Origin of the sequence: Neosynechococcus sphagnicola sy1 (genome assembly GCF_000775285.1) — a bacterium.
In the GTDB taxonomy this organism is placed as follows: Bacteria; Cyanobacteriota; Cyanobacteriia; order Neosynechococcales; family Neosynechococcaceae; genus Neosynechococcus; species Neosynechococcus sphagnicola.
Genome location: NZ_JJML01000006.1, coordinates 32776 through 53134, shown reverse-complemented (window position 1 = coordinate 53134; position 20359 = coordinate 32776). Strand labels below are relative to the sequence as shown.

Genomic DNA, 20359 nt, shown 5'->3' with positions numbered 1-20359 from the left:
CCTTCTCACCTCAGGCCTTCTTCAGCCAGCTAAACATCGCCCGTAGATCCTTCCCCACGGCTTCAATGGGGTGTTCCGCTTCTTGACGACGCATTGCCGTAAAGCCCGGTTTGCCAGCCTGGTTCTCGAGGACAAACTCCCGGGCAAACTGGCCCGTTTGAATCTCGTGCAGAATCTGCTTCATTTCAGCCTTGGTTTCAGGGGTGACAATCCGAGGTCCACGGGTGAGGTCGCCATACTCTGCTGTATTGGAGATGCTATCGCGCATGGTGGCTAACCCACCTTCCACAATCAGATCGACAATTAGCTTCACTTCGTGGAGACACTCAAAGTACGCTAATTCTGGCTGATAACCCGCTTCCACCAGGGTTTCAAAACCTGCCTTAATCAAGGCAGTCAAGCCACCGCATAGTACCACCTGTTCGCCAAATAGATCGGTTTCAGTCTCTTCCCGGAACGTTGTTTCTAAAATGCCACCACGAGTCCCACCAATGCCCTTGGCATAGGCCATGGCGCGATCACGGGCTTGACCCGATGCATCCTGGTAAACCGCAAACAGTGCTGGGACTCCCTGACCTTGTTCATAGGTACGGCGCACCAAGTGACCCGGCCCCTTGGGTGCCACCATTACCACATCCACATGGCTTGGAGGCACGATCTGACCAAAGTTAATATTGAATCCGTGGGCAAAGGCTAAGACATTGCCTGCTACCAAATTTGGGGCAATTTCAGTTGTATAGATTGTCTTTTGCACCTCATCCGGCAGCAGCACCATAATAAAATCTGCCTGCTGAGCAGCATCGGCCACTGAGTAGACAGTGAGTCCAGCATCCTTTGCTTTTACCGCCGACTTGCTACCTGGATACAGCCCTACAATAACTTTCATACCGCTATCTTTTAGATTCAAGGCATGGGCGTGTCCTTGAGAACCGTAGCCGATAATGGCGATGGTTTTTCCTGCCAAAAGGTCAAGATTGGCATCAGGGTCATAATACATGCGGGCCATAGTCTATCTCCTGTCAGCAAGCAGCGTATTTTTATGCAGATCCCTGATTCTATCAAAAGATCAGGACTGCCCTAAAGGATTTGTGGCCGTGTCTGATGCAGTGAGGCTGATCTGCCCTAGCCCCTCCTGCAACAGCTTCTGAGGTTGCAGGAGCTAAGTATCAACCACAAATGCCACCCCATCCTCTCCACGCCTGGAGCAAGCAATCCAGATGCCGAGTCAAACCTGAGCCACGTTTGAGCAAGAAGCCAAGGCAGTGGGCATTGGGAGCGATCCCTAGGAAGCCAGGGCCATAGTGACCATTTGCTGTAATTCGCCCTTTTGGTAAAGTTCGATCAGAATATCGGAACCACCCACAAACTGACCATTAATATAGACTTGGGGAATGGTTGGCCAGTTGGAATATTCTTTAATTCCTTGGCGCAATTCCCCGTCCTCTAGAATGTCCATGGTTTCAAAGGGAACCCCCAGGGTGTTCAAGATCTGCACCACATTGTTTGAGAACCCACACTGGGGCATCAACTTATTGCCCTTCATGAAGACCAAGATCTTATGTTGCTGGACGAGGTGATCAATGCGCTGTTGAACTTCTGGAGTCATGGTACTGATGATGCTCTAAGGTAATCTACTGCAATTGTAACGGTGGCGATCTCAGAACGGGCAACCACAAAAGCTGCCATTGAGGCCAGATCCCAGTTGGATGGATGGAACGGGGAGGTGGATTGCAAACATTAGTTGGCAGCAGTCCACGCCTGGGGGGTGTAGGTTTTTAAGGCGAGGGCATGGATGGCTTCAGATGACATGGCCTGCTGGAGCGCACCATAGACTAACTGATGTTGTTGTACCAGGCCTTTGCCCTCAAACAGAGCTGAGACGACGGTGACTTGATAATGATCGCCCCCTCCTGTCAGGTCTTGCACCTGGATCTGAGCATCGGGTAGCTCGGCCTGAATCATTGTCATCACTTGATCGGGACTTACCATAACACGCCTCTTGTCAGTTAAATTCGGTGAACATCACGCTCTACCCTAAGAATCGCCCAGGGAGGTTAGCGGGGAGGTGAGGCAGGCGCTGGTGTATCTCCCTCCCTGGGGAATGGGGTCTCTACAAATCCCAACTCAAACAATTGCTGATAGGCCTTTTTCCCTAACTCCCGGGTGGGTTGCTGAGATCGAACAACTTGAACCAGCAGGGGAATGGCCAGCTCTGGCTTGTTTTGTGCTCGATGCACTAGGGCCAATTGGTAGGTAACCTGATCCCGAATCTGAGCCGCTTCCAGAGCTTTACGGCGCTGGGAATCAGCAATGCGATTATCTATCCCAGAAAAAGTTGTAGCGAGATCCTGATTGAAGTTCGAAAGTTGATTGAAAACTTCCCGTGCCTGTTGCAGTTTCTGTACAGCCAGGGGGTAGTTTTGGGCTGAGACCGCAGCCCCTGCCTCATTCATCAGTCGCTGCCCACCGGCAACACTGAGAATACTGGTCTCAGAACCAACGGGACGCACCAGAGTGGGGCCGGAATCAGCGGGTGCGGGTTGTTCAGGGCTGGGACTGGAGGAAGGCGTTTGCGCCAGACTCGGCAAGATAGATAGCAACGTTAACGCGGCTGCCACGGGGACAGCTGTCCAACGGGGAGCGAAGAGAAGGCGAACGGTTCCAGAAGCTAGCATGGAGGACTTAGAGAATTGAGCAATAATGGACTGACTCAAACTTCGCGTATCTTACCATTGGGTGACCTGGGTCTATCCCTGGGGATGGGATCAGTGACTCAGGCTCGGACAGGGTTGACCGAGTTCTTGGCGTTGAGCGGGGAGTAACTGCTGGAGCGCCCCCGCTAGATCGGATGTCAAGTGTTGGGCGCTGGGTTTCAACGCCGTTGAATCGTAGGTTGAGACGGCAAGGGGAGCCCCAATCTTTACCTGAACCTGCGATCGCCATTGGGGGATGGGCTGGTTGTATTGAATATAGATGGGAACAATTTGGATTCCCAAGCCCGGTTGATGGGCTTCTGCTTGTAAGGCCAGTCGGGCAAGGCCAGGCTTGAGGGGGTGAATTCCTGGTTCTCGAAAGATCGCTCCTTCCGGAAAGATCACGAGGGTCTCACCCTGGCACAGCAGTCCCACCCCATGGCGCAGGCTGGCGATCGCAGGTTGCAGGGGGTCAATGGGAAAGCCACCCAGCCGGCGGATAAACCAACCCTGAACTCCCTTGATCTCATTAATTGACACCATAAAGCGTAAATCGCGTCCGGTGATATCTCGTCCCGCCGCATAGGGCACCACGAGGGCATCCCAGCGGGAGCGATGGGTGGGTGCCAGAATCACAGGGCCGCTGGTGGGTAAGTGCTCCTGTCCGACAATCTCTATCTGCTGAAAATAGAGTGGCATTAACCCATGACGCCCCAGGTTGTAAATCAATGGTGTTAACCAGGGGGAAAGTTGGGAGGTTACCGGAGCTTCCTGGGTCATGGGGGACAGGGACAGTGTTTCATGGGCAGAGGAGAGCGAGATCATGCACGCATCAGGGGTTTGGACATCATGGTGGGCAGGGCACTGAAAATATTCTTAACTTTACCCTAAGGGTTCTGAGTCCTTGGAACGACAGGGACAGTTCCAAAGCTGTCCTGTAATTCGTCGCCCTACAATCACCAAATCCCGCTCCGTGCCGTCTAAGTTAGCAATGCCGGGCAAGTGCCCCCAAGGCTGGAAGTCCAGCGTCTTAAATAGCTTCAAGCTGGGCTGATTATGGGCAAAAATAAAGCCCAGCAGTATGTTGAGACCTAGGTCAGGGGCTGATCGCAGTGCCTGCTCTAAGAGTTGCCGCCCAATGCCCTGGCGATGGTGCTGGGGGGCTACATAGAGGCTGAGTTCTGCTGTAGCCCGGTAAGCGGGTCGTCCGTAAAAAGCTTGAAAGCTCAACCAACCCGCGATGGTCATTGACACCCCCTCGTCAGAGGAGTGCGCTGAACTGCTGGCCATCGCGTCCGTCCCTTCAAACACCCAAATGGGGTGTCGGGTGGGAGAGTGGGCTTGAAACCAAGCCAGTCGGCTCTCTAGGGTCACTGGCTCCAAATCTGCGGTGGCTAATCGGCCTGGGATGGCAGCGTTGTAGATGCTAACAATCGCAGGGAGATCGGTCAGGAGGGCGTCCCGGATCGGCATGGCTACAGGATTCCTCAATCCGGTTGATAGAGTTGCATGACATCGGCGATCGCTAGACGGGACTGGACTCCGAGGGTTAGGGGGGAGCAGTGACCTCGGTTAAGATGATCCGCCGCTGCACAGGCAATCATGGCCGCATTATCGGTGCAGAACTGCATCGGTGGGAACAGGACATGCAGGTTATGGAGGGCTGCGGCCTGTTGCAACTGTTGCCGTAGTCCTCGGTTCGCAGCGACCCCACCTCCCACAACAATTGTGCCCAGACCATAGTCCAGGGCACAGGCGATCGCCCGTCGCGTTAAGGCACGCACCACCGCTGCCTGAAAACTGGCAGCCAGATCGGCTACGGGTAAGGGCACCTGCCCCGTTTGCTCTAGCTTTTGTACCAGACGTAAAACCGCCGTTTTGAGACCACTGAAGCTGGTGTCATAGGGATGATATACCCCCCCAGGTAATGAAATCTGACCTTCGGGGAGGGGAAAACGTTGGGGATTCCCCTGAGCTGCCAGGAGATCAATGGCGGGGCCACCGGGATAGCCCAGATCCAACAACCGAGCCACCTTATCAAAGGCTTCCCCCGCGGCATCATCGCGGGTTTGCCCGAGGGTCTCATAATCGCCACAGTTCTTGACGAAGATCAGGCTGGTATGACCGCCAGAAACCAGCAGACAAAGAAACGGCGGTTGCAAGGTGGGATCGGTTAAGTAGGAGGCATAAATGTGCCCTTCTAAGTGATGTACCCCCAAAAAAGGCTTATGATGCAACACTGCGAGGGTCTTGGCGGCACTTAACCCGACCAACAAGGCACCCACCAGGCCGGGGGCTGAGGTAACCGCGATGCCATCGATCTCTGACCAATTCAAATGGGCGGATTGCATTGCCTGGGAGATCGCGGCATTGACGATGGCTACGTGTTCCCGGGAAGCCATTTCTGGTACCACCCCGCCGTATTGGCGATGGAGGGATATTTGCGAGCTCACGACACTACTACAAACATGACAATTATTTACAATTGCCGCTGCTGTTTCGTCACAACTTGTTTCAATTGCTAAAACAATTGCCATTTGCTGGTAACGTTTTGGATGGGTGAGCCGCCTGAGGTGAGGTATCCATAGGATCGCCACTACTGGCTAAGGAGTAGTGGATTCAGTCTAAAGTATTCGTGCCTGCTTTTAGTAGGTCGGATATGGGGCGGGATCTCTAACTCGCCTGTACAAAAAGTCTCATCCTTTTGTACTACAAACGTTGTGTTTTGTAAGAGAAGGGAAGAATTCCATGCGTCGATTGTTTGCTTTGTTACTTGTTTTTACCCTCTGGATTGGGTTTGCTCCCACTGCCTCTGCGGATGTCGCGGGCTTGACCCCTTGTAGTCAATCGGCTGCTTTTAAGCAGCGAGCGCAGACCTCTGTCAGTGCTACGGCAGCTAAGCGTTTTGACTTCTACGCGAAGTCTGGTCTACTCTGCGGCGAAGATGGGTTACCCCACCTGATTGTCGATGGACGTTTCAGTCATGCTGGTGAATTTACCATCCCCAGCCTCCTGTTTCTATTCATCGCAGGTTGGATTGGTTGGGTAGGTCGTTCCTACCTACAGGCCATCAAGAAAGGGGATTCCCCTGAAGAGAAAGAAGTTATTATTGATGTTCCGTTAGCCATCAAATGTATGCTCACAGGTTTTGCATGGCCCCTAGCAGCTTTGAAGGAACTGGCATCAGGTGAGTTGACTGCCAAAGATTCTGAGATTCCGGTCTCTCCACGCTAATTGCTAAACTCCTTTAATTCAATCATTCTTCGGAGAATTGCACATGCAGTATTTCCTTAAGTACCTTTCGACAGCTCCCGTATTAGCTACGGCTTGGATGGTGATTACAGCTGGCATTCTGATCGAATTCAACCGTTTCTTTCCAGACTTGCTGTTCCATCCCTTGTAGACCTTCCTCCGTTAGTCCATACAGACACAAAACCCGTGACCTTCTCGAAGGTCACGGGTTTTGTGAGTTCAGAGCCTCAGGATCAGATTCTCTAGTTATTTCCTCCACCTGGCTGACCTCAAAAATCAGCTTAAAAGGCTGTTTCATGGCTTTGGCAACAAATTCTTCCAGAAGTTGCACCTGTTTTGGCGTCACTCGTTGTTTTGCCCGCACTGTCAACCGCACCTCAGGGGGCTGATGCAGCCAGTTGGTTTCCAAGTGCACTAGCTCGAGCTTCTGAAAGGTAATGGTGCGATTGAGTAAAGCCTGTTTGAGGCTGGCTTCTAATCGGGCTTGTCGCGCCAATTCAGCAAAACTGTAGCTGAGGGGAATCAGTAAGACCCCGGTCAAGGCAAGGGTCCAAGCCAGTCCCTGTTTAGCTTGGGCTAGGGGTGTATAGCCCGTCAGCCAAAAAGCCAACATACAGGAAAGGGTAATTCCCAACAAATTGGTCAGGTAGAGCAGGGTTGCCCCTTGGCTGAGGGGGAGATTCAGCTGGGCCAGTCCCAAGCCAATCACGCATACCGGGGGCATCAGTGCCACGGCGATCGCCGTACCAGCCAACGTATCTGAAATTTTGGGACGCACCCGCGCATACCCGCTAATCCCACCTGCGGCGATCGCAATTCCCAGATCCAGAATATTGGGCTGGGAACGGGCAAGAATCTCACTGCCATAGGTTGGCAGGCTCACCAACACTCCTAGGAAACAAGCCAGGGTAGTTGCTATCAGGGTGCCCAGGATTACAGACAAGAAGCCACGACGAAAAAGTTCGGGGCTGCCTTCGAGAGCCCCTAAGGCAATGCCTCGAATCGGGGACATCAGGGGGGCAATGAGCATGGCCCCAATGATGACAGCGGCACTGTTGGACAGTAACCCTAAGGTGGCGATCGCGCAGGAACCAATGATCAGAATCAGATAGCTGGAATCCGCCGTGGACTCTTCCAGAAGCTCAATTTTTAGCTCTTGCAGTTGGGCTGGCTCAACCTTGCGGTTTAGAAAAGTCTGTACCTGCTGCCAAAGAAATCCCATCATCTTTTACCTTACTGAATCACTCATCCCGAGACTCGCCATCATAACCAGGAGATGCCTCATAGAGGGCATCTAAGCGCTCTCTGGCATCTTCAACAGTCATCGAACGCATCACCAGCAGGGGTTCATTGATGACATTGCCCGCGGCATCCAAGAGTTCTGGGTGGGGGGAGGAACGGGATTGCGGATGGGGAGTAAAACTAGCGTCGGGCTGACCACTCGTCCCCCAACCCACTGGAGAATAGGTACGCTGGGCTTCAATTCCGAGGGTCAGGAGGCTACGGATGAGGTTGCCAACTGCCAAGAAGGCCAGAATTGTAAAAGCAAGGATGTAAAGTAGCTGTAGCATTTGAGTCCCTCCGCGCCAGATTTTTAGCAAATTTGAAATTGGTTATTGTAAGTCATTGTTCAGATATTGATTCTTTAACGCTGCGATCAGGCCCTCATCCAGGGGTTGTGCACCAAACTTTTAACTTTTATCTCTGTGGGTTATTCGGTGAACGAATCGTGTTCTCCATCCCAAATCAGGGGAGGAGCCTGCCAACATGCTGTTACCAAATGATGCCATACCACCAGCCTCGAAGTCTTTACTCCAGGCTCCCCCTTAGTGGCTGGTTTCAGCAGTTAGACCGTAGGAGCCTCCTCCTGTGCCTACTGTACCCGTGTTCGGAGATTTGCCTGCTCCAGGGAGCCTAAAAAACAGGTTTTTTGTGTTTGAAAGCTGCCGACACCGCCCCATCAGTCCTGAAAATTGTCCCAGAGTGGTTGTGATCCTATCTTTACCCCTTCCCTTCAGGTCCCGGTAAACTGAGACTCGGTATCGTGCCTTGGGTGTAGAGCCTGATATTTAAATGGTAACGCGTTGATATTCCGTACTATGTTTGAGATCCCCTGCTTCTCTCAGGGATGGCTCTCCGAGGAGCAGATCCCCTAGTTAAGATAGAGGTAGAGAGGATGCTGAACTCCTCTGGCGTTCTCGATTGCGTTCTGAATTTTCTTCATTGACATCCATGTCTGTCCCTGTTTTTCCCTCTGCTGAACCTGCGAAAATTCATCTCCTCCGAACCAGTGAGTCGGAGACGTTGAAGAAAATTCGCCACACCACCTCCCATGTGATGGCGATGGCGGTACAGAAGCTGTTTCCCAAGGCTCAAGTCACCATTGGACCATGGATTGAAAATGGGTTCTACTACGACTTTGACCATCCTGAACCCTTCACAGATAAAGATTTGAAGACCATCAAAAAAGAGATGGTGAAGATTATCAACCGTAAGTTGCCCGTCCATCGAGAACAGGTGAGTCGGGAGGAGGCGCAACAACGGATTCAGGCGATTCAAGAACCCTACAAGCTAGAAATTTTAGCGGGTCTTGAGGAGCCGATTACCCTCTACCATCTGGGGGATCAGTGGTGGGATCTCTGTGCTGGCCCCCCACCTGGAAAATACTGCTGAGATTAACCCCGATGCCATTGAGCTAGAGAGTGTTGCCGGAGCTTATTGGCGAGGCGATGAGACCAAGGCTCAGTTGCAGCGAATCTATGGCACGGCCTGGGAAACCCCCGAGCAGTTGGCTGAGTACAAACGTCGGAAGCTTGAAGCCCAGCGCCGCGATCATCGAAAACTGGGCAAAGAATTGGGTTTGTTTATCTTTGCAGATCCCGTGGGGCCAGGCTTACCCCTGTGGACCCCGAAGGGGACGACCCTGCGCTCGGTGCTAGAAGATTTTCTGAAGCAGGAGCAACTGAAGCGCGGCTACCAGCAGGTTGTCACCCCTCACATTGCCCGCGTGGATTTATTCAAAACCTCGGGGCACTGGCAAAAATATCACGAGGATATGTTCCCGCTGATGGCCGAGAGTGCCGAAGCTGCTGCCTTAGAGCAGGGCTTTGTCCTAAAGCCGATGAACTGTCCGTTTCATATTCAAATCTATAAGAGTGAACTGCGCTCCTATCGCCAGTTACCCATGCGCCTCGCCGAATTTGGGACTGTCTACCGCTATGAGCAATCGGGGGAATTGGGGGGACTGACCCGCGTCAGAGGCTTTACGGTGGATGACTCCCATTTGTTTGTCACCCCAGCACAACTGGATGCGGAGTTCTTGAACGTCGTGGATCTGATTCTGGCAGTTTTTAAAAGTTTGAAGCTACAAAACTTTCGTGCCCGTCTGAGTTTCCGCGACCCAACCTCTGATAAGTACATTGGTTCTGATGAGGCGTGGGAAAAATCCCAGGCAGCCATCCGCCGTGCGGTGGAAACCCTGGGGATGAACTACTTCGAAGGCATTGGAGAAGCAGCTTTCTACGGACCGAAGCTGGACTTTATCTTCCAGGATGCCCTGGAGCGGGAGTGGCAATTGGGAACCGTTCAGGTGGACTACAATCTGCCGGAGCGGTTTGATTTAGAGTACGTAGCGGAGGATGGCACACGCCAACGTCCGGTGATGATCCACCGGGCTCCCTTTGGATCGCTTGAGCGCTTAATTGGGATTTTGATTGAGGAGTATGAGGGGGATTTCCCCCTGTGGTTAGCCCCCATTCAGGTGCGGTTACTGCCCGTCGGCGAAGAACAATTGGCCTATGTGCACCAAGTGGTCGAGCAAATGCGCCGTTGGGGGATTCGATCTGAGGTGGATACCAGTGGCGATCGCCTAGGGAAACTAATCCGCAATGCGGAGAAAGATAAAATCCCGGTGATGGCAGTGGTTGGAGCTAAAGAAGTGGAAGCGACGACCCTGAGTATTCGTACCCGTGCCCAGGGAGAGTTAGGAGCTATGGCAACGACGGAAGTAGTCGACAAACTGAAACACGCCATCGCTACCTATGAGCCCTTCTAACTGCCGCGTGATCCTAATTCAAGAGAATAGCTGGAATATCCTAGGCTTTGGGGTTCCGGTACCAGGGGGTAGGGACGGTGAAACCAAACCTGTTCCGACACAATTTTGAACTGCTCATCGATCCAAACCAGCGCGATCTGCGATACTATGCCGGACTCTAGGGTGACCAGGGAGAAATTACGTCGTAGCCCTGCGGCGGTGCGCACCACGCGCGGGACAGCGGCCGCATTCAGGTAAACAGTGGACTCAGCGCCGACATGAACGGGGGTGCGCAGGACTTGTTTGGTGTGGCGGAGGGTGTGGTGCATATGACCAAAAACGACCAGGGGAATGGTTTTCCCCAACTCAAGAGTCTGGGCGATCGCAGCGGTAAAGTCCGGGTCACCGTGATCGCCACCAATGGGTTGCCAATCTTTGCCACAGGGATCTTCAGGGCGATCGCCCAAACCATAGGGCCCACAGTGCCCCATGAAAATCAGGGTATTGTGGTGCGCCCGCTGGGCAGCGTTGAGAATACAGGCTGTTGATTCCTCAAAGCCACCAATCCCATAGCGCTGTTGATAGAATTCAACATTTTTCCAGACCGAGCCTCCCCAACTAAAGGGACGAGCCCCCACAACCGTAAGGTTCAGGGAGGGGAAGTCGAGCTTGCCATAGCCCACATGGGTACCCCCTAAGAGATCTAATTGCTGTTGGACTCGATCTTCCTGGGTGCGATTATAGGGACACTGACGCATCCCCCATTCCGAGGCCGAGTACCAGGCATCATGGTTCCCCAAAATCACGGCCTTGGGGATATCTAGCGCTGCGATGGCTCGCACAACCTCAACTGCTTCGTTGCCAAAATCTCCCACCAGCAACAATAAATCGGCCCCCAACTCCGCCAATGCGTCTCCATCTGCTGCATCCCAGAGATCATGCACATCCCCAACCACCGCAATCTTCATCGTGGGGGGAAATTGGCAGGAACGGGGCATAGAAATTCCTTGAGAATCTGGGCTGAGGGTTGATAAGCTTCCTATACCAGAATAGGCAAGCTAGAAGGATTTTGACAGCACTTGGGCAGAATTCAACTGCATCTTGTGATTTTTGGTAGGTTTAACTATAATTTTAATTATGGTTAGTGTAGTTAACAACCATAATTCGTCTCTACTTAGGGATCTTTAGACTGTGTTCACTGCTGCCAATCTTCTTCCCCCAACCACTCAGCTTCCCCCAACCGACTTGTTTGCAGCTATCCAGATCTTGAAGCGGGAACTGAATGCTGTGATTTTAGCCCACTATTATCAGGAACCCGATATTCAAGATGTTGCCGACTATATTGGTGATTCTTTAGGGCTTTCCCAGCAGGCAGCAACCACCCCAGCCGCAGTGATTGTGTTTGCAGGGGTTCACTTTATGGCCGAAACCGCCAAGATTCTCAATCCTGGCAAGCGCGTGTTGCTCCCAGACCTCAACGCAGGCTGCTCCCTGGCAGACAGTTGCCCTGCCGATGCCTTTGCGACCTTCAAGGCTGCCCATCCGGATCATTTGGTAATTTCTTACATTAACTGTACCGCTGAGATTAAGGCGATGAGTGACATCATTTGCACCAGCGCCAATGCCGTCAAAATTGTCCGGCAGATTCCTCTAGCTCAGCCGATTATTTTTGCCCCAGATCGTAACCTGGGACGCTATGTGATGCAGCAAACCGGACGAGAGATGCTGTTATGGCAGGGCAGTTGTGTGGTGCATGAAACTTTTTCCGAAAAGAAGCTGGTGCAACTCCAGATGGCCCATCCCACGGCCACGGTCATTGCCCATCCAGAATGTGAAACCGCGATTCTGCGTCATGCCAGTTACATTGGCTCCACAACGGCACTGCTACAGTATTGTCTCCAAAGTTCCCAGCAGAGCTTTATTGTTGCTACCGAACCGGGGATTATTCACCAAATGCAAAAGCAAGCACCCCATAAGCAGTTTATTCCGGCTCCCCCCCTGAATAATTGCAACTGCAATGAGTGTCCGTTTATGCGACTGAATACCCTTGAGAAGCTGTATTGGACGATGAAACTCGGTATCCCAGAAATTACCCTAGCAGAACCGATGCGTTTGGCGGCACTACGTCCGATCCAGCGGATGCTGGCGATGAGCTAGCTCCGGATTTACGACAGGGTGAGAATTTCAACCCCCGTTTCCGTCACGGCAAGGGTATGTTCCCACTGGGCAGAAAGTCCCCGATCCTTGGTCACGGCAGTCCATTTATCTGCCAAAACTTCCACCTCATAGGTGCCTTCATTGATCATGGGTTCGATAGTGAACACCATGCCGGGGCGCAGGCGCTTGCCGGTGTTGCGTCTGCCATAGTGGGGGATCTGCGGGGCAGTGTGAAAAATATGACTAATCCCATGACCGACAAAATCCTGTACCACTGAGAACCCTTGCAATTCTGCATAGGTTTGAATGGCCGCACCGATATCACCAATTCGAGCGCCCGGTTTCACCTCGGCAATGCCCAAGTGCAGACATTTCTCCGTCACCTCCACTAGGCGACGGGCTGTTTCCGAAGGTTGACCGACACAAAACATCCGGGAGGTATCCCCGTGATACCCATCGACCAACAACGTCACATCAATGTTGATGATGTCTCCATTCTGTAAAATTTCATCAGCTCTGGGAATGCCGTGGCAAACCACCTCGTTGACACTGGTGCAGATCGATTTAGGAAAGCCGTTGTACCCGAGGGGGGCACTCTTGGCACCATGGGCTTGGGTCCAACGCTCTGCTTCGTCGTTGAGAGTCAGGGTGCTAATGCCGGGTTGCACCAGCGGAGTCAGGTGATCGAGTAGCTGGGCGGCCAGTTGTCCTGCCCGGCGCATTTTATCAATTTCACGGGTCGAAAGGAGGGTGATCACTTCCTGGGTCATAGGATTACAATTGTCGATTTTTCCAGTGTGGGACAACGGTGAGCCTAGGCACTCGTCGAGGGCTTCGGTTCCAGTAACCCTAGCTTGCGAGTCACCCAACGCACGGTCGTGCCGGGGATCACAGATCCGGCCACCACGACAAAGAAGACTAAGTCAAACAAGTATAAGGTATCCGCCCAGGTGCTGCTAAATTTGGCAACGCTCAATACGGGAATGGTTGCCAAAATAATCGGAACAGCCCCCTCTTAAACCCACCCATGAGACATAGAGGGTTTCCTGCCAGGAAAAGCGAAAGGGCAGCAGGCAAAGGGTCACCACCAGAGGGCGGGCAGCGATCGCCAGGTACCCTGCCAAGAATAGGCCGCTGGCGGCAACTTCGGGGAGGCGGGAGGGAAACACCAGTAATCCGAGAAGCAGAAACATCCCCACTTGGGCCAACCAGGCAAAGGAATCATGGACACCCGTGAGAAATTGCCGTTCCGGCAGGGGACTGTTACCAATCACCATGCCTGCTAGATAAACTGCCAGCATGCCGCTGCCGTCGGCAACGGTGGCGATCCCGTAGGCAATCAGCGCTAACCCCAAGGAAAGAACCGGAACCAGTGCCCCCGTTGAGAGGGGGATCCGCCGCAACAGCAATTGCCCTAGATAGCCCATTGCACCCCCGATGCCGACCCCGATCAAGAGTTGCTGCACCATCTCTGGCAAAATTGTCCAGTTCAAGGACTCTGTGGCGGTGAGATTGGCGGTCATCACCACGGTCAGGATCACCGCCACTGGATCATTTAAACCACTCTCCAGCTCCAGGGTGAGGGCAACCCGTTTGCGAAGATTGACCCCTTGGAGAACCGCAAACACCGCAGAGGCATCGGTAGAAGAAACAATCGCCCCCACTAACAGGGCTTCGGGCCAACTCAATCCGAGAACCTTAGCACCCACCGCAGTCAGAACAGCCATCCCCAGCACTCCCACGGTTGATAGCACTAGGGTCGGCGCGATCGCGCTTTTGATTTGCGGTAACGGTGTGTTCAACCCCCCGGAGAATAAAATCACCACCATGGCTAAGGTGCCAAACATGTAGGCGATTTCAAAGTCATCGAACCAGATGCCGCCGAGGCCATCGGAGCCTGCTAACATGCCAATGCCGAGAAACACCAGGGAGGTGGGAACTCCCAACTTGCTGCTGACACGGCTAGCGAGGGAACTGACTGCCAGCAACACACCGATGACGATCAGGACGATCGCAGTTACCAGAGGAACATTGTCCATGAGTTCTCAGGGGTAGAGCTTCATGCTCAGATCTAACCAGGTGGAGCGGGTCACCGGAGCACTGGTGGAAATATAGCCCACCCCTGTTGTCGCCACTGCCCGGAGGGTTGGCAAGGTAATGTTCCCCGAAGCTTCAATTTTGATATTGGGATTGTGTTGACGTATCATCTGGACGGCCTGCTGCATTTGTGCGAGGGGCATATTGTCGAGCATGATGATGTCCACCCGATGGGTCAGGGCTTCCGCAACTTGTGCCAGGGTTTCTGTTTCCACTTCAATGGCCAATGGGTAGGGAATCCGGGCACGAATATGGGCGATCGCCGCCCCAATTCCTCCCGCAGCGGCAATGTGATTGTCTTTAATCATCACCGCATCATCCAAACCCATCCGGTGGTTTACCGCTCCTCCCACCTGGGATGCATATTTTTCCAGGAGCCGCAGCCCTGGGGTGGTTTTGCGGGTATCGACCAGTTGGGTGGGCAGATCCAGAATTTGCTCCACATACTGGCGGGTTAAGGTAGCAATCCCACTCAGACGCATCGCCAGGTTCAGAGCCACTCGCTCTCCCGTCAACAGGGCATCCAGGGGGCCAACCAGGGTGGCGACAACCTGACCGAGATCGCACCACTGTCCCTCTGGCACGGTGGGGGTTAGTTCCACCTCAGGGTTAAGGAGCTGAAACACTCGGGCGGCAATGGGAAGACCCGCAATAATCCCAGCTTCTTTGACGATCCATGCTGCCTGTCTCGTCTGAGAACCTGTGGGGAAAATTGCCTGGGTCGTGCGATCGCCACGCCCCATATCTTCTACTAACCAGCTCTGAAGTTGTGGATCGAGGAGCAGGAATGGGGGGAGGAATGCTTGGGGGAGCTGCATGTATGCAGAAGGAGTAACGTCGCCCCTCAGTGTATCGCTATCCTCCGCCTGACCGGGACATGGGAGACTAGAAAATACCCTCCGATGACGGAGGGGATGCCACAGTCCAGTGATTGGGGATCAAGTTTAAGCAAAGTTGTTGGGTGACAGACTCAAATGATGACAATTTGGCAAGCTGATTTTTATCGCCGTCCCTTACAAGACGAGAGTGGACAACCCCTTTGGGAACTATTGATCTGTGATCAAACCCGATCTCTGACCTTCAGTGCCCTCTGTCCCCAAGCCAATGCCAATGCAGAGTGGTTAGCGCTGCAACTACAACAGGCGATCGCGACAACACAGCACAAACCTGATAGTCTCCAAGTCTTTCGTCCCCAAAGTTTGACCTTACTAACAACTGCTTGCCAAGAATTGGGGTTTGCCGTTGTTCCCAAACGAAAACTGCCTGCACTCCAGGAATGGCTGAGGGAGTGTGCCCAAGCATATCCCCATCTACCCAATTACAATCACCAGCCCTATGATCCCCTAGAGATTCCCAAACTCCCACCCCTGCCCTTGTCAGAACAGTTGTGGGGAGAACGGTGGCGTTTTGCTAATTTACCAGCGGGTGAATTGGCGATCGCCTTTGGGGAGCGACCCATACCAGTGCTGCACATGCCGGAGGAGCTGTTGCCCTTGCGGTTGGGCTTGGCTTCTCATGTGGCAATTCCCGGCGTGGTGATTGATGGAGGGCGACAGTCGATGCGGTTAGCCCGCTGGCTCCAGAGTGTGGAACCAGTGACTTTGAACTATAGCCCTGGAGCACCTGATGGACTAATCCTGGAGGCCGGACTGGCCGATCGCTGGGTGATTAGCACCTTCACAGACTCCGAGGTGGAAGCTGCGGCTCAGTTATATGCAACGCGGTGTAGGTTGGCGCAAGGATTACACTTTCTGCTAGTGCAACCGGATGACTCGGGAATCACCTACAGCGGCTTTTGGCTACTTCAGCAATCAGCATCGAACTAGGCGTTGGGCAACAAGCCGCTGCTGTAAGCATCTAGACCATAGGCCGGAACGCGCTGGCTATAGTCCGTTTCCACCCCCGTGACGCTGACAGCCAGTTGTTCGAAGGATGCAGAGCGCCAGTTGCGCTCGTGGATAGGTTTCGTTTGTTCCCCCCGAAAATAAGCTTGAGTTCCAATGACGGCAGCAGCAACCCAAGCGACGACAAACAGCGAAAATAAAATCGTCATGATACTTACCTTTCAGTGAGAGGGAATGGAGGGATTGGGCAGCCAGATCGCGGCGTGGTGAGGATATCAGCTCTCTGGCAACGTATCGATTAGCTGACAGCGAAGGCCGTCAGCAGGGTGAAGGTGACCAGCAAAATTGCAAAAGCACCCTGGAGGGCATACTGACGCTGTTGGTCAACGGAAGGATATTCGGCGAGATAGGTGGGCAATTCGCTGGCGTAAGCGTTGAGAACACCTTGACTATCGGTTGTGTACATAGTGAGGAACCCCATTTCGTATTTCTTTCGTATCTCTATGTAAACTAATGTAACACTTTGTAAAAATATGTCAATACTCCGCCGCTCCAATGATATAGAAATTTTTGGTTGCCAGCACGGGGGTATCCCTGAACGCGCCCAGAGCTGCAAATGCTGGGTGGTAAGATCAGGAGGCTGTCAGGACAACGGTTGAGTTTCCCTTGGCTTTGAGGCACGCTCCATGAGTCAGGCGATCGCGCAGACACCGGCTACGTTCCCTGTGTTGGGAATTCCCCTTCACCTCTTGGAAAACTATGCAGCTTGGTTGGCGGCTCGCCTGCGTCAACACCAAGGGGGGCATGTGGTAACCCTGAATGCTGAAATGGCAATGCAGGCTGAGAAAACCCCAGAACTTGCCCAGGTGATTCGGCAAGCAGAGCTAGTGATTCCCGATGGGGCCGGGGTTGTCCTTTACTTGAAGTTATATGGTCACCATGTCCAGCGCAGTCCTGGAATAGAACTGGCGGAAGCCCTGATCCAGGATTTGGGTCATCAGGGGCAGGGGCATTCTGTCTTCTTCTTTGGGGCAGCCCCAGGGGTCGCTGACAAAGCCGCCCAGGTTTGGCAGCACCGGCTCCCCAATCTGGCGATCGCGGGGAGCCAGCATGGATTTCTCAGCCAGGAAGACCAACCTGCCTTTCGTCAAACCCTGCAAGCTTTGCAGCCCAGTTTGATTTTGGTGGGATTGGGGGTTCCCCGTCAGGAATATTGGATTGCCGAGCATCGTGCCCTCTGTCCTCACGCTATCTGGATTGGTGTCGGGGGCAGTCTGGACATATGGGCAGGTACAAAGGAACGTGCCCCGAAGTGGTTGCGGGAACATCATCTGGAGTGGGTCTACCGTCTTTACCAAGAACCCTGGCGGTGGCGACGGATGTTGGCACTGCCCCATTTTGCCTGGAAAGCCTTACTGGCAAGAATCCGGCATTAGTCCCTCCCCGCGACCTTGGGTCAACCGCGCTCCATGCCCCTCAGCCGCTGGGCTTGCCGGACTTGAATGCGTTCAAGACTGACCACGGGAATGGCACCAATCAATTGCTGGGTATAGGGTCGCTGAGGATGGTGATAAATCTCTTCAGCTGGGCCAATCTCTTCCACCTTGCCCTGGTTCATCACCAGAATCCGATCGCTCATGAACTTGACCACACTGAGATCATGGGAAATGAAAATATAGGTCAGACCAAACTCTTGTTGCAGTTCTTTCAGGAGATTTAACACCTGAGCCTGTACCGAAACGTCTAGGGCGGAAACTGACTCATCACAGATGATGAATTTCGGATTTAAGGCCAAGGCTCGGGCAATACAAACCCGCTGCCGTTGTCCCCCTGAAAATTCATGGGGATAGCGGTGGGTCCAATCAGAACTCAGTCCCACCCGTTCTAACAGGTAGGCAGCCCGATCACGATCGCGGCGGGGATGGGAACGGGCGCTATGGATTTGCAACGGCTCGATAATCGCATCCCCAATGGTGATTCGGGGATCCAGGGAACTAAAAGGATCTTGGAAAATAATTTGCAAATCTCGACGGAGTTGACGCAGGGGTAGCCCGCTAAGGGTGGTGACCTCCCGACCTTCAAACCAGATTTGGCCACTGGCAGGGCGGATCAAGCGCAACAGCGTGCGCGCCAGGGTGGTTTTGCCGCAGCCCGACTCCCCCACCAATCCCAGGGTTTCCCCCCGGATAGACATCAAAGCTGACATCGTTGACCGCCAAGGTGTAGCGTTTGGTTTCACCCCATAGACCTCGCACCGGAAAGGCAACTTGGAGGTGATGCACTGAAAGCAGCGGCGATTGTTGTTGCAGGGTCGTCAGCCGTTGGGTGAGGACCTCTGGCGGAATTTCAGCATCAGAAACCAGGGGCTGGGGGACAACAGTAGCAGCGGTTGAAGGCTCCCCATTGCCCGTCATGAAGTCCGAAATAGTTGGGAGAAACTGGAGTCGCAGATCAGGGCGGGGGCGGCAGGCCAATAAGCCACGGGTGTAGGGATGCTGGGGATGGGCAAAGATTTGCTCCACCGGACCCGCTTCAACAATCTGACCCTGATACATTACCGCGACCCTATCGGCAATTTCGGCAATAATCCCCAGATCGTGGGTAATAAAGATCATCGACATCTGACGGCGATCGCGCAATTCCCGCAGTAACTCTAGAATGGTTGCCTGAACCGTGACATCAAGGGCCGTGGTCGGTTCATCGGCAATCAATACACTAGGATGACAGCCAAGGGCCATGGCAATCATCACTCGCTGAATTTGCCCCCCGGAAAGTTGATGGGGATAGCGATCCAAGAGTGCCTGTTTTTGGCGATTCACCCACTGATGCAGCTGGCGGTTGGTCAGGGAGGTCTGATGACCCAAATTCTCTGCTTGGACTGCCAGTCCCTGCTCCCGTAACGCTTCATTGCTGGCTAGCAGCTTGACTTCTTGCAGTAACGCCCAGGCTTGCCGCCGAGCTGCTGCGGGACTAAGGGTCTGATGCTGGCGTAGAGCCTCGATTAACTGAAAGCCGCAGGTATAAACGGGATTTAAAGAACTCAGGGGTTCCTGAAAAATCATCGCCGTTTGCCGACCCCGATAGGTGCGCCGTTGATCAGGCGGTAGGGTTAAGAGGTTCACGGGCTCCGCTTCCGGGTGTTGGAACCAAATCTCCCCAGCCACTTGAGTGGCAGCGGGTAATAACCCCATGACGGTCAGGGCGGTCACGGATTTCCCAGAGCCTGACTCCCCGACAATTCCCAAGGTTTGTCCCCGCTGAACCTCAAAGGAAACCCCCTTGACGGCCTGGATCAATCCATCTGCACTGGGAAACTGAACCTGCAGATTGCGAACTGCCAGGACGGGGTGATTCATGGGGATCGATACCGTTATTTGGTCGGGAGTGCCCCAGGGGGCAGACTCGTGGCGTTAGAAACCTTTTGGAACAAAATGGCGCTGGAGGTAAAGGTGGCGGGGCGGGGTTGATTGGGACGAATGCCTTCTAGTTGTAGGCGTAATTTGCCCTCAGGGGTTAGCTCAAAGATGGTGAGGGCATTCTCCGTCTCGCCGAGGGCCATGTCTAGGTGCATGGGGTGGGGGATGGAATTGATTGTATAGTGGGTCTCCGCTACGCGAGTACCTCCCGAGACCACGGGCACGGTAATGACCAGCCTGCCATCGGGGGCAAAAATAAACGTCACCACTTGACCCGAGGGAGACTGCCATTGCCACTGACCCATTAGTTGGGTGATCACCGTTGGGTTACTACGAGTGGCGGTTGCTTGAGGGTTATGTTCGGTGGGGACGGGGGCAGGCTCAGCACTGGCAGGGCTGTTGCCAGAATTGAGAGGAAGCCAGAGCCCCAAACAAATTGCTGCCAGCAAGCCCAAACCCCAGGGGGATAGTTGTTTCCCAGCCCAGCCAGAACCTGGGTAACTTCTCAGAGGGACGTACCAGGGGGTGAGGAGACAAAACTCAGGAGTAGGAGACAGCAGCGGAGCGATCGCCGGAGGCCGATCTTTGGCCAGGGCCTGACGGTACAACCATCGTTTACGGGAACCGCTGGGGACGGGTTTCAGTAGGGGTGGCATCAGAGGAGTTGACCAGGGGAACGGCAAATGGTCAGGGCAGCCTGATTCAAATCGTGCCTAGCTTTCCATCTTGACAAGCGATTCGGCAACCCATAAGTGATCTAAATCACTCATGGTCGCTGGATGGTTTCTAGTGAATCAAATCGCTGCGATCGCTTTCCAAACAGCTTCGCTTCTAGGACAATCAAAATCCATAGCATGCACATAGGAT

At 53.5% G+C, this 20359-nt stretch carries 22 protein-coding genes and 2 pseudogenes; 6 read left to right on the top strand and 18 right to left on the bottom strand.

All coding sequences use genetic code 11. The annotated features are described in order from the left end of the window. Nucleotides 1-10: 10 nt before the first annotated feature. The 7 genes from ilvC to tsaD form a co-directional block, all read right to left on the bottom strand. Entirely contained in the window at nt 11-1006 is a 996-nt protein-coding gene (gene ilvC / locus DO97_RS03395) for a ketol-acid reductoisomerase (RefSeq protein ID WP_036531143.1), read from the bottom strand. A 276-nt stretch (nt 1007-1282) separates the two neighbouring features. After that, a complete protein-coding gene (gene grxD / locus DO97_RS03390; RefSeq protein ID WP_036531142.1) occupies nt 1283-1606 on the bottom strand; it encodes a Grx4 family monothiol glutaredoxin in 324 nt (107 codons plus the stop codon). Nucleotides 1607-1737: 131 nt separating this feature from the next. Continuing rightward, complete coding sequence (locus tag DO97_RS03385; RefSeq protein WP_036531140.1) at nt 1738-1989, bottom strand: BolA family protein; 252 nt, start codon at nt 1987-1989, stop codon at nt 1738-1740. A gap of 65 nt (nt 1990-2054) precedes the next feature. Further along, a complete protein-coding gene (locus tag DO97_RS03380; RefSeq protein ID WP_036531138.1) occupies nt 2055-2675 on the bottom strand; it encodes a hypothetical protein in 621 nt (206 codons plus the stop codon). 90 nt (nt 2676-2765) lie between these two features. Continuing rightward, the gene (locus tag DO97_RS03375) at nt 2766-3518 is read right to left on the bottom strand and encodes a lysophospholipid acyltransferase family protein (protein WP_052128329.1); all 753 of its coding nucleotides are present in this window, start codon (nt 3516-3518) and stop codon (nt 2766-2768) included. 57 nt (nt 3519-3575) lie between these two features. Then, nucleotides 3576-4166 carry a GNAT family N-acetyltransferase gene (locus DO97_RS03370; RefSeq protein ID WP_036531137.1) on the bottom strand — a complete coding sequence of 197 codons (591 nt, stop codon included), beginning with the start codon at nt 4164-4166 and terminating at the stop codon, nt 3576-3578. Between the two features lie 14 nt (nt 4167-4180). Continuing rightward, nucleotides 4181-5230: a tRNA (adenosine(37)-N6)-threonylcarbamoyltransferase complex transferase subunit TsaD gene (gene tsaD / locus DO97_RS03365; protein ID WP_036531135.1), complete on the bottom strand. Its 1050-nt coding sequence runs from the start codon at nt 5228-5230 to the stop codon at nt 4181-4183. A gap of 211 nt (nt 5231-5441) precedes the next feature. Here tsaD and DO97_RS03360 point away from each other — a divergent pair, with 211 nt between their 5' ends. Together DO97_RS03360 and psaJ are read left to right on the top strand one after the other, a co-directional pair. After that, a complete protein-coding gene (locus DO97_RS03360) occupies nt 5442-5927 on the top strand; it encodes a photosystem I reaction center subunit III (RefSeq protein WP_036531134.1) in 486 nt (161 codons plus the stop codon). A 43-nt stretch (nt 5928-5970) separates the two neighbouring features. Beyond that, the gene (gene psaJ, locus DO97_RS21860; RefSeq protein WP_072016339.1) at nt 5971-6096 is read left to right on the top strand and encodes a photosystem I reaction center subunit IX; all 126 of its coding nucleotides are present in this window, start codon (nt 5971-5973) and stop codon (nt 6094-6096) included. A gap of 51 nt (nt 6097-6147) precedes the next feature. On the opposite strand, the gene DO97_RS03355 is transcribed toward psaJ, so the two are convergent. Both DO97_RS03355 and DO97_RS03350 read right to left on the bottom strand, forming a co-directional pair. After that, nucleotides 6148-7170 (bottom strand): DUF389 domain-containing protein, encoded by a 1023-nt coding sequence (locus DO97_RS03355; protein ID WP_036531133.1) that lies wholly within the window; start codon nt 7168-7170, stop codon nt 6148-6150. A gap of 16 nt (nt 7171-7186) precedes the next feature. Then, nucleotides 7187-7516 carry a DUF2973 domain-containing protein gene (locus tag DO97_RS03350; protein WP_036531132.1) on the bottom strand — a complete coding sequence of 110 codons (330 nt, stop codon included), beginning with the start codon at nt 7514-7516 and terminating at the stop codon, nt 7187-7189. Nucleotides 7517-8177: 661 nt separating this feature from the next. Between DO97_RS03350 and thrS the strand changes: the two are divergent. Beyond that, a pseudogene (gene thrS / locus DO97_RS03345) lies at nt 8178-9999 on the top strand (threonine--tRNA ligase). Here thrS and DO97_RS03340 read toward each other — a convergent pair. After that, nucleotides 9996-10976: a TIGR04168 family protein gene (locus tag DO97_RS03340; protein WP_052128328.1), complete on the bottom strand. Its 981-nt coding sequence runs from the start codon at nt 10974-10976 to the stop codon at nt 9996-9998. The pseudogene thrS and the gene DO97_RS03340 overlap by 4 nt on opposite strands. A 193-nt stretch (nt 10977-11169) precedes the next feature. Here DO97_RS03340 and nadA point away from each other — a divergent pair, with 193 nt between their 5' ends. Further along, complete coding sequence (nadA, locus tag DO97_RS03335; protein ID WP_036531130.1) at nt 11170-12135, top strand: quinolinate synthase NadA; 966 nt, start codon at nt 11170-11172, stop codon at nt 12133-12135. Nucleotides 12136-12143: 8 nt separating this feature from the next. Here the strand turns inward: nadA and map are convergent, their stop codons facing one another. From map to nadC, 4 genes are read right to left on the bottom strand one after another with little or no spacing between them, the layout of a single operon-like run. Beyond that, nucleotides 12144-12905 (bottom strand): type I methionyl aminopeptidase, encoded by a 762-nt coding sequence (gene map, locus DO97_RS03330; protein ID WP_036531128.1) that lies wholly within the window; start codon nt 12903-12905, stop codon nt 12144-12146. Between the two features lie 44 nt (nt 12906-12949). After that, on the bottom strand, nt 12950-13129 hold the full coding sequence (locus DO97_RS23630; RefSeq protein ID WP_156120412.1) for a hypothetical protein: 180 nt from the start codon (nt 13127-13129) through the stop codon (nt 12950-12952). Continuing rightward, nucleotides 13092-14174 (bottom strand): potassium/proton antiporter, encoded by a 1083-nt coding sequence (locus DO97_RS03325; RefSeq protein WP_052128327.1) that lies wholly within the window; start codon nt 14172-14174, stop codon nt 13092-13094. The genes DO97_RS23630 and DO97_RS03325 overlap by 38 nt, the downstream gene beginning before the upstream one ends. Before the next feature lie 6 nt (nt 14175-14180). Further along, entirely contained in the window at nt 14181-15050 is an 870-nt protein-coding gene (gene nadC, locus DO97_RS03320; RefSeq protein WP_036531127.1) for a carboxylating nicotinate-nucleotide diphosphorylase, read from the bottom strand. A gap of 159 nt (nt 15051-15209) precedes the next feature. Here nadC and DO97_RS03315 point away from each other — a divergent pair, with 159 nt between their 5' ends. Beyond that, a complete protein-coding gene (locus DO97_RS03315; protein WP_036531125.1) occupies nt 15210-16058 on the top strand; it encodes a Tab2/Atab2 family RNA-binding protein in 849 nt (282 codons plus the stop codon). Here DO97_RS03315 and DO97_RS03310 read toward each other — a convergent pair. Further along, nucleotides 16055-16285 carry a photosystem II protein, Psb35-related gene (locus tag DO97_RS03310; RefSeq protein WP_036531124.1) on the bottom strand — a complete coding sequence of 77 codons (231 nt, stop codon included), beginning with the start codon at nt 16283-16285 and terminating at the stop codon, nt 16055-16057. The two genes, DO97_RS03315 and DO97_RS03310, sit on opposite strands and share 4 nt — an antisense overlap. An 89-nt stretch (nt 16286-16374) precedes the next feature. Next, nucleotides 16375-16542, bottom strand: coding sequence for a photosystem II assembly protein Psb34 (psb34, locus tag DO97_RS23625; protein WP_036531123.1), 168 nt, complete (start codon nt 16540-16542; stop codon nt 16375-16377). A gap of 220 nt (nt 16543-16762) precedes the next feature. Between psb34 and DO97_RS03300 the strand changes: the two genes are divergently transcribed. After that, nucleotides 16763-17512: a WecB/TagA/CpsF family glycosyltransferase gene (locus DO97_RS03300; protein ID WP_036531121.1), complete on the top strand. Its 750-nt coding sequence runs from the start codon at nt 16763-16765 to the stop codon at nt 17510-17512. A 20-nt stretch (nt 17513-17532) separates the two neighbouring features. Here the strand turns inward: DO97_RS03300 and DO97_RS27275 are convergent. Both DO97_RS27275 and DO97_RS03290 read right to left on the bottom strand, forming a co-directional pair. Continuing rightward, a pseudogene (locus DO97_RS27275) lies at nt 17533-19432 on the bottom strand (ABC transporter ATP-binding protein). 14 nt (nt 19433-19446) lie between these two features. Continuing rightward, the gene (locus DO97_RS03290) at nt 19447-20148 is read right to left on the bottom strand and encodes a hypothetical protein (protein ID WP_156120410.1); all 702 of its coding nucleotides are present in this window, start codon (nt 20146-20148) and stop codon (nt 19447-19449) included. Between the last annotated feature and the right edge of the window lie 211 nt (nt 20149-20359).

Bases quoted from the DNA above. Each gene is read 5' to 3' on its own strand.
- ilvC (WP_036531143.1), bottom strand. From the start codon at position 1,006: ATGGCCCGCATGTATTATGACCCTGATGCCAATCTTGACCTTTTGGCA.
- grxD (WP_036531142.1), bottom strand. From the start codon at position 1,606: ATGACTCCAGAAGTTCAACAGCGCATTGATCACCTCGTCCAGCAACAT.
- DO97_RS03385 (WP_036531140.1), bottom strand. From the start codon at position 1,989: ATGGTAAGTCCCGATCAAGTGATGACAATGATTCAGGCCGAGCTACCC.
- DO97_RS03380 (WP_036531138.1), bottom strand. From the start codon at position 2,675: ATGCTAGCTTCTGGAACCGTTCGCCTTCTCTTCGCTCCCCGTTGGACA.
- DO97_RS03375 (WP_052128329.1), bottom strand. From the start codon at position 3,518: ATGATCTCGCTCTCCTCTGCCCATGAAACACTGTCCCTGTCCCCCATG.
- DO97_RS03370 (WP_036531137.1), bottom strand. From the start codon at position 4,166: ATGCCGATCCGGGACGCCCTCCTGACCGATCTCCCTGCGATTGTTAGC.
- tsaD (WP_036531135.1), bottom strand. From the start codon at position 5,230: ATGGCAATTGTTTTAGCAATTGAAACAAGTTGTGACGAAACAGCAGCG.
- DO97_RS03360 (WP_036531134.1), top strand. From the start codon at position 5,442: ATGCGTCGATTGTTTGCTTTGTTACTTGTTTTTACCCTCTGGATTGGG.
- psaJ (WP_072016339.1), top strand. From the start codon at position 5,971: ATGCAGTATTTCCTTAAGTACCTTTCGACAGCTCCCGTATTAGCTACG.
- DO97_RS03355 (WP_036531133.1), bottom strand. From the start codon at position 7,170: ATGATGGGATTTCTTTGGCAGCAGGTACAGACTTTTCTAAACCGCAAG.
- DO97_RS03350 (WP_036531132.1), bottom strand. From the start codon at position 7,516: ATGCTACAGCTACTTTACATCCTTGCTTTTACAATTCTGGCCTTCTTG.
- DO97_RS03340 (WP_052128328.1), bottom strand. From the start codon at position 10,976: ATGCCCCGTTCCTGCCAATTTCCCCCCACGATGAAGATTGCGGTGGTT.
- map (WP_036531128.1), bottom strand. From the start codon at position 12,905: ATGACCCAGGAAGTGATCACCCTCCTTTCGACCCGTGAAATTGATAAA.
- DO97_RS03325 (WP_052128327.1), bottom strand. From the start codon at position 14,174: ATGGACAATGTTCCTCTGGTAACTGCGATCGTCCTGATCGTCATCGGT.
- nadC (WP_036531127.1), bottom strand. From the start codon at position 15,050: ATGCAGCTCCCCCAAGCATTCCTCCCCCCATTCCTGCTCCTCGATCCA.
- DO97_RS03315 (WP_036531125.1), top strand. From the start codon at position 15,210: ATGACAATTTGGCAAGCTGATTTTTATCGCCGTCCCTTACAAGACGAG.
- DO97_RS03310 (WP_036531124.1), bottom strand. From the start codon at position 16,285: ATGACGATTTTATTTTCGCTGTTTGTCGTCGCTTGGGTTGCTGCTGCC.
- psb34 (WP_036531123.1), bottom strand. From the start codon at position 16,542: ATGTACACAACCGATAGTCAAGGTGTTCTCAACGCTTACGCCAGCGAA.
- DO97_RS03300 (WP_036531121.1), top strand. From the start codon at position 16,763: ATGAGTCAGGCGATCGCGCAGACACCGGCTACGTTCCCTGTGTTGGGA.
- DO97_RS03290 (WP_156120410.1), bottom strand. From the start codon at position 20,148: ATGCCACCCCTACTGAAACCCGTCCCCAGCGGTTCCCGTAAACGATGG.